The 6,727-nt window shown below is 52.2% G+C and carries 5 protein-coding genes; all 5 read left to right on the top strand.

The features are described from left to right. On the top strand, nucleotides 1-1,088 hold a 1,088-nt coding region (locus tag ACTHYN_RS15970; RefSeq protein WP_441813394.1), incomplete at its 5' end, for an FAD-binding protein. A 14-nt stretch (nucleotides 1,089-1,102) separates the two neighbouring features. Then, the gene (locus ACTHYN_RS15965; RefSeq protein WP_441813393.1) at nucleotides 1,103-1,807 is read left to right on the top strand and encodes a succinate dehydrogenase iron-sulfur subunit; all 705 of its coding nucleotides are present in this window, start codon (nucleotides 1,103-1,105) and stop codon (nucleotides 1,805-1,807) included. 312 nt (nucleotides 1,808-2,119) lie between these two features. Continuing rightward, nucleotides 2,120-4,957 (top strand): 2-oxoglutarate dehydrogenase E1 component, encoded by a 2,838-nt coding sequence (locus ACTHYN_RS15960; protein ID WP_441813392.1) that lies wholly within the window; start codon nucleotides 2,120-2,122, stop codon nucleotides 4,955-4,957. A 24-nt stretch (nucleotides 4,958-4,981) separates the two neighbouring features. Beyond that, nucleotides 4,982-6,232: a 2-oxoglutarate dehydrogenase complex dihydrolipoyllysine-residue succinyltransferase gene (gene odhB, locus ACTHYN_RS15955; protein WP_441813391.1), complete on the top strand. Its 1,251-nt coding sequence runs from the start codon at nucleotides 4,982-4,984 to the stop codon at nucleotides 6,230-6,232. A gap of 35 nt (nucleotides 6,233-6,267) precedes the next feature. Beyond that, on the top strand, nucleotides 6,268-6,727 hold a 460-nt coding region (locus ACTHYN_RS15950), incomplete at its 3' end, for an FAD-dependent oxidoreductase (protein WP_441813390.1).

Raw genomic sequence — 6,727 nt, 5'->3', positions numbered from 1 at the left:
CACTGCGTGCGGGCTTCCCGATGCAGGACATGGAAATGTGGCAGTTCCACCCGACCGGCATTTACGGTGCCGGTACGCTGGTAACAGAAGGTTGCCGGGGCGAAGGTGGATACCTGATCAACTCGGAAGGCGAGCGCTTCATGGAGCGGTATGCTCCGAACGCGAAAGACCTGGCTGGCCGCGACGTAGTTGCGCGCTCGATGGTTATCGAGATTCTGGAAGGTCGCGGTTGTGGGCCGGAGAAGGACCACGTTTTACTGAAGCTGGACCACCTGGGCGAAGAAACCCTGAACCTGCGTTTGCCAGGTATTTGCGAGCTTTCTCGTACCTTTGCTCACGTTGATCCGGTAAAAGAGCCGGTGCCTGTTGTGCCAACCTGTCACTATATGATGGGCGGCATCCCTACAAACGTGGGCGGTCAAGCGTTGACTCAAGACGAAAATGGCAATGATCAGCCAATCCCGGGCTTGTTTGCCTGTGGTGAGGCAGCCTGTGTGTCGGTTCACGGTGCTAACCGTTTGGGCGGCAACTCTTTGCTCGATCTTGTTGTATTTGGTCGCGCTGCGGGTCTGCATATCGAAGAGCAGTTGCGCGGTGGTGCTGAGCCGGATGGCGCCAGCGATGAAGATATCAAGCGTGCTATGGCTCGCCTGGACCGCCTGAATAGCGCATCAGAAGGCGAGAGTGTTGCAGAGGTTCGTAAAGACCTGCAGGGCTGTATGCAGCTTTACTTTGGCGTGTTCCGTGATGGCAAGAGCATGGAAGAAGGGTTGAAAAAACTGGAAGCCATTGGCGAGCGTGTTCGCAATACCAGGCTTGCAGATACCAGTAGTGCGTTCAATACCGCGCGCATTGAAGCACTGGAGCTGGATAACCTGTTTGAGGTAGCGCAAGCTACAGCGATTGCGGCCCATGAACGTAAAGAGAGCCGCGGTGCCCATGCCCGTAACGACTTCACCGACCGTGATGACGAAAACTGGCTAAAACACTCTCTGTACTTCCCGCTGGATAAGCGTATTGGCAAGCGCGATGTGAACTTTGCGCCTAAAACTGTCGATACTTTCCAACCAAAAGTCCGGACTTATTAAGGGGAGCTTATACTATGTTGGTAAGCCTTTACCGTTACAACCCGGAGACTGATAGCGCCCCCTACATGCAGGACGTTGATCTGGATCTCCCGGCTGGCAAGGATCTTATGGTTCTTGACGTACTCAATCTTATTAAAGAAAAAGATGAGTCAATGGCCTATCGTCGCTCATGCCGTGAAGGCGTTTGCGGTTCAGACGGCATGAATATGAACGGCAAAAACGGGCTGGCGTGTATTACGCCCATGTCCCAGGTTGTCAAAAACGGCAAGTTGGTGTTGCGCCCGCTGCCGGGCTTGCCGGTTATCCGCGATCTGGTCGTGGATATGAGCCTGTTCTACAAGCAGTACGAAAAAGTCATGCCATACCTGGTGAATGATCAGCCAGTACCGGCTATGGAGCGCCTTCAGTCACCGGAAGACCGTGAAAAGCTGGATGGTTTGTACGAATGTATCCTTTGTGCATGCTGTTCTACGGCCTGCCCATCGTTCTGGTGGAACCCGGAGAAATTTATCGGTCCAGCCGGCCTGTTGCAGGCTTATCGCTTTTTGGCTGACAGTCGGGATACAGCGCAAGCCGAGCGTTTGGCCAACCTGGACGATCCGTTCAGTGTCTTCCGCTGCCGGGGTATCATGAATTGCGTTAGCGTTTGTCCAAAAGGCCTTAATCCTACCAAGGCGATTGGCCATATACGTAACCTCCTGTTGCACCGGTCTACGTAGGTAGCACTGTTGCAAACAGACGCTATACTGGTCTGAACAGGTTGAAACCCCGGAAGGCCTCGCATGAATGTGGGGCCTTCAACCAAAGGCTTATAGTCAAAGGTCTTAGCCGGGTGCACACTACGCAGGCCGTCGCGGAACTTACCTTGTTTTCTTACGGCGCTGCTGAATATAAAAATCATTGGGGAACGGAAAGCATCCGTATTGGGTGTGGTGGCCACAGTCGATCCCGTAAAAACCCGTATTGACTGACAGTTACCCGTGGCCGACCATGCTGGCTCCCCCGCACCAGCCCAAGGTGAGCTATTCAAAATGCAAGAAAGCATCATGGAGCAGTTATGGCAGACGTCCCACTTGCAGGGTGGAAATCTGGCCTATGTTGAACAGCTTTTTGAAACCTACCTAACAGACCCTAATGCTGTTTCTGAAGAGTGGCGCAGTTATTTTGACAAGCTGCCCAGCGTTGACGGATACCAGGGTCGTGACGTTATTCATTCTACGATTCGGGAGCAATTTGAGCACATTTCCCAGAATCAGCGTTTTCTCGCGCAAAGCGGTGTGCCTGTTGGCGCAACGTCTGATGCCGATAAAAAGCAAACCCGTGTTCTTCAGCTTATAAATGCGTATCGCTTCCGTGGTCATCAAGAAGCCAAGCTTGATCCCCTCGGAGTTTGGCAACGTCCGAAAGTTGAGGATCTTGACCCGTCGTTTCATGGATTATCAGAGTCAGATCGTGATTTGGAGTTCCAGACAGGTTCTCTGAGCTTTGGTTCTGAAGTCATGAAACTTGGCGATATCGTCGATGGCTTGCAGCAAACATACTGCGGCAGCATCGGTGCTGAATATATGCACGTGGTCGACACCCGCATTAAACGCTGGTTTCAGCAGCGCATGGAGCCCGTACGTTCCGACCCTGGTTACGGATCCGAGACCCGCAAACACATTCTTGAGCGCCTCATCGCAGCGGAAGGTCTGGAGAAATATCTTGGCTCCCGCTACCCGGGCGTCAAACGTTTTGGCCTGGAAGGCGGCGAAAGCCTGATTCCTTGCATGGATGAACTGATCCAGCGTGCCGGCCATTATGGCGCCAAGGAAATCGTTTTGGGCATGGCCCACCGCGGTCGACTGAATATACTGGTCAATACTTTGGGCAAGAACCCCAAAGAGTTGTTTGATGAATTTGAAGGTAAAAAACTCGCTGACTCTGGTTCAGGTGATGTTAAGTATCATCAGGGCTTCTCATCCAACGTGATGACCGAGGGTGGAGAAGTTCACCTTGCCATGGCGTTCAATCCATCCCATCTCGAGATTGTTTCTCCGGTGGCGGAGGGTTCTGTGCGTGCGCGACAGACTCGCCGTGCCGACACAGTTGGCAATCAGGTCGTACCAATCATCATGCATGGTGATGCGGCGTTTGCAGGCCAGGGCGTGGTAATGGAAACATTTCAAATGTCCCAGACCCGGGGCTTTGGCGTGGGTGGTACCATTCACATCGTTATCAACAACCAGGTTGGCTTTACCACCAGTAAGCAGGACGACGCGCGTTCCACAGAGTATTGCACCGACATTGCCAAGATGGTTCAGGCGCCGATACTGCATGTAAACGCAGATGATCCGGATGCCGTTATATTTGTGACTCAAATGGCGATGGATTACCGCAATGAGTTCAAGCGGGATGTGGTTATCGATCTGGTTTGCTACCGCCGCCGGGGGCACAACGAGGCCGATGAGCCTGCTGCAACCCAGCCAATGATGTATGAAAAGATTCGCAAGCTGAAAACGACCCGCAATATCTATGCGGAAACCCTGATCGCTGCGGGTGTCGTGACCGAAGACGACGTTAAGCACATGGAAGACGAGTATCGCGATGCGCTAGACAATGGCGAGCACGTGGTTAAGTCTTTGGTGAAAGAGCCTAACAAAGACCTCTATGTTGACTGGGCGCCGTATCTTGGTCATGAGTGGACGGCTAAATGCAAGTCTAGCGTGCCATTAAAAACCGTTCAGAAGCTTGGCAAGCAACTAACCCACGTACCGGAAGGGTTCAGTATTCAGCGCCAGGTTTCCAAAATTGTAACGGATCGCGAGAAAATGACGGCCGGAGCGCTTCCCATTAACTGGGGTTATGGCGAAATTATGGCTTATGCGACTCTGCTCAACGAAGGGCATCCGATTCGGATAACCGGTCAAGACGTAGGGCGAGGCACTTTCTCCCACCGTCACGCTGTGTTGCACAACCAGAAAGACGGGGCCAGGCATATCGCCCTTGCGCAGATCTCCGATACGCAACCGAAGTTTGAAATTTATGACTCGTTGCTTTCGGAAGAAGCAGTGATGGCATTTGAGTATGGTTACGCAACCACTACGCCTGATACGTTGGTTGTGTGGGAAGCCCAGTTTGGCGATTTTGCCAATGGTGCCCAGGTTGTTATAGACCAGTTTCTCACCAGTGGAGAGCTTAAGTGGGGACGCCTGTGTGGGCTTACCTTACTGTTGCCCCATGGCTATGAAGGACAAGGGCCGGAGCATAGTTCCGCGCGCCTTGAGCGGTTCCTTCAGCTATCCGCTCAGCACAATATCCAGGTTTGCGTGCCCACAACGCCGTCTCAGGTCTTCCACATGCTTCGCCGTCAGGTGAAACGTCCTCTGCGTAAGCCTTTGATCGCTATTACGCCCAAGAGCCTGCTGCGTCACAAAGAAGCCACGTCAAATCTGGATGATCTGACCTCGGGCACTTTCAAAACAGTACTTCCCGAGAAGGAAACGCCAGATACGAAGAAGGTCACCCGAGTTGTTCTTTGCAGCGGTAAGGTTTTTTACGATCTTTTGGAAAAGAAAAAGACCGATGAGCGTGATGACGTTGCCCTGGTACGTATCGAGCAGCTTTATCCGTTCCCAAATGAAAGTCTGGATGAAACCCTGGCTCAGTATCCTAAACTGAAGCACGTTGTATGGTGCCAGGAAGAGCCAATGAACCAAGGGGCCTGGTATTGTAGTCAACATCATATGCGCAATGCTCTGCAGCGCCTGAATCCAAAACTGAACCTTCAATACTCTGGCCGTGAGGCCTCTGCTGCTCCGGCTGCAGGCCATATGTCTGTGCATATTGAAGAACAGAAAAAACTTGTTAACGACGCGTTTGAAATCTGACGAGCTACCGAATAAGGAACTGTAATGACTACTGAGATTAAAGCCCCCGTTTTCCCGGAGTCGGTCGCAGAGGGTACCGTCGCAACTTGGCATAAACAGCCTGGCGAAGCCTGTTCACGTGACGACCTGATTGTTGATATTGAAACTGATAAAGTTGTTCTTGAAGTGGTCGCGCCGGCTGACGGTGTGATTGAAGACATTGTTAAAGGTGAAGGCGACACCGTAGAAAGCGGTGAAGTGATTGGTAAATTTAAAGAAGGCGCCGAGGGTAAGTCTGGCGCTTCTGAGAGCAAGGCAGGGACCGAAAAAGCAGAAGCAGAGAATGCCGGCGCTGACAAGGGCGAAGCGAAAGCTCAGCAAAGCCAGGATTCTGCCGATGCGATTCTCAGCCCGGCAGCGCGCAAACTTGCTGATGAAAACAACGTGGATCCAGGTGCCGTTAAAGGTACAGGTAAAGATGGCCGTGTCACTAAAGAAGATGTTCAGAACCATGTAGATAGTGCCAAGTCCTCAGGTGGAACCACAAAGGCTGAAACATCTGGCGCTATGCCAGAAGTAAACGTTGCTGCGGGTGAACGCCCGGAAAAACGCGTACCCATGACTCGCCTGCGGGCCAGTATTGCCAAGCGCCTGGTTAACGCGCAGCAAACCGCAGCCATGCTGACCACCTTTAACGAGGTCGACATGGGTCCGATCATGGATCTGCGCAAGCAATACCAGGACAGCTTTGTAAAGCGCCACGACATCAAGCTGGGCTTTATGTCTTTCTTTGCCAAGGCCGCAACCGAGGCACTCAAGCGTTTCCCTGCCGTTAACGCATCGATCGACGGCAACGATATGGTTTACCACGGCTACCAGGATATCGGCGTAGCTGTCTCCACCGATCGTGGATTGGTGGTTCCGGTGATTCGCGATGTCGATGCACTGGGGTTGGCCGACATTGAGAAGACAATTGTTGACTACGGTACCAAGGCAAAAGGTGGCAAGCTTTCAATTGACGATATGACCGGTGGTACGTTTACCATTACCAACGGTGGTATTTTTGGCTCGCTTATCTCTACACCGATCCTTAACCCGCCGCAGACGGCTATTCTGGGTATGCACAAAATCCAGGAACGCCCGATGGCGGTAAATGGCAAGGTCGAAATCCGTCCAATGATGTACCTTGCACTGTCCTATGACCACCGTATGGTCGATGGCAAGGAGGCGGTGCAGTTCCTTGTGGCCATCAAGGAAATGCTCGAGGACCCGGCCCGTATATTGCTGGACGTCTGAGCTGACACTTAACGAATCAGAAAACAGGATTAACTATGTCTGATAAGTATGACGTAATCGTTATTGGCGCTGGCCCAGGAGGCTATGTTGCTGCCATTAAAGCTGCTCAGCTCGGCCTTAAAACCGCATGCGTTGAGTCGTGGAGTTCTGCCGATGGCAAAAGTCAGGTTCTTGGTGGTACTTGCCTGAATGTGGGTTGCATTCCATCCAAAGCGCTGCTGGAAATTTCTCATAAGTTTGAGGAAGCGAACCACGACTATGAGATGCAGGGCATCATTGCCAAGGATGTCAAAATCGACATCGCCAAAATGATGGAGCGCAAGGACGGCATTGTTAAGCAGCTAACGGGTGGTATCGCCGGGCTGTTCAAAGCTAATGGTGTCACCTCTATCTATGGCCACGGTAAGCTGTTAGCGAATCGTCAGGTTGAAGTCACCGACAAAGACGGTAAGACAAAAACCTACGAAGCCGATAACGTGATCATTGCAACCGGCT

The organism is Marinobacter sp., from assembly GCF_052091845.1.
Taxonomy (GTDB): domain Bacteria; phylum Pseudomonadota; class Gammaproteobacteria; order Pseudomonadales; family Oleiphilaceae; genus Marinobacter.
This window is presented reverse-complemented; position numbering and strand designations above follow the sequence as displayed.

Excerpts from the sequence above, each read along its gene's own strand:
- ACTHYN_RS15960 (WP_441813392.1), top strand. The coding sequence starts at position 2,120 with ATGCAAGAAAGCATCATGGAGCAGTTATGGCAGACGTCCCACTTGCAG.
- ACTHYN_RS15965 (WP_441813393.1), top strand. The coding sequence starts at position 1,103 with ATGTTGGTAAGCCTTTACCGTTACAACCCGGAGACTGATAGCGCCCCC.
- odhB (WP_441813391.1), top strand. The coding sequence starts at position 4,982 with ATGACTACTGAGATTAAAGCCCCCGTTTTCCCGGAGTCGGTCGCAGAG.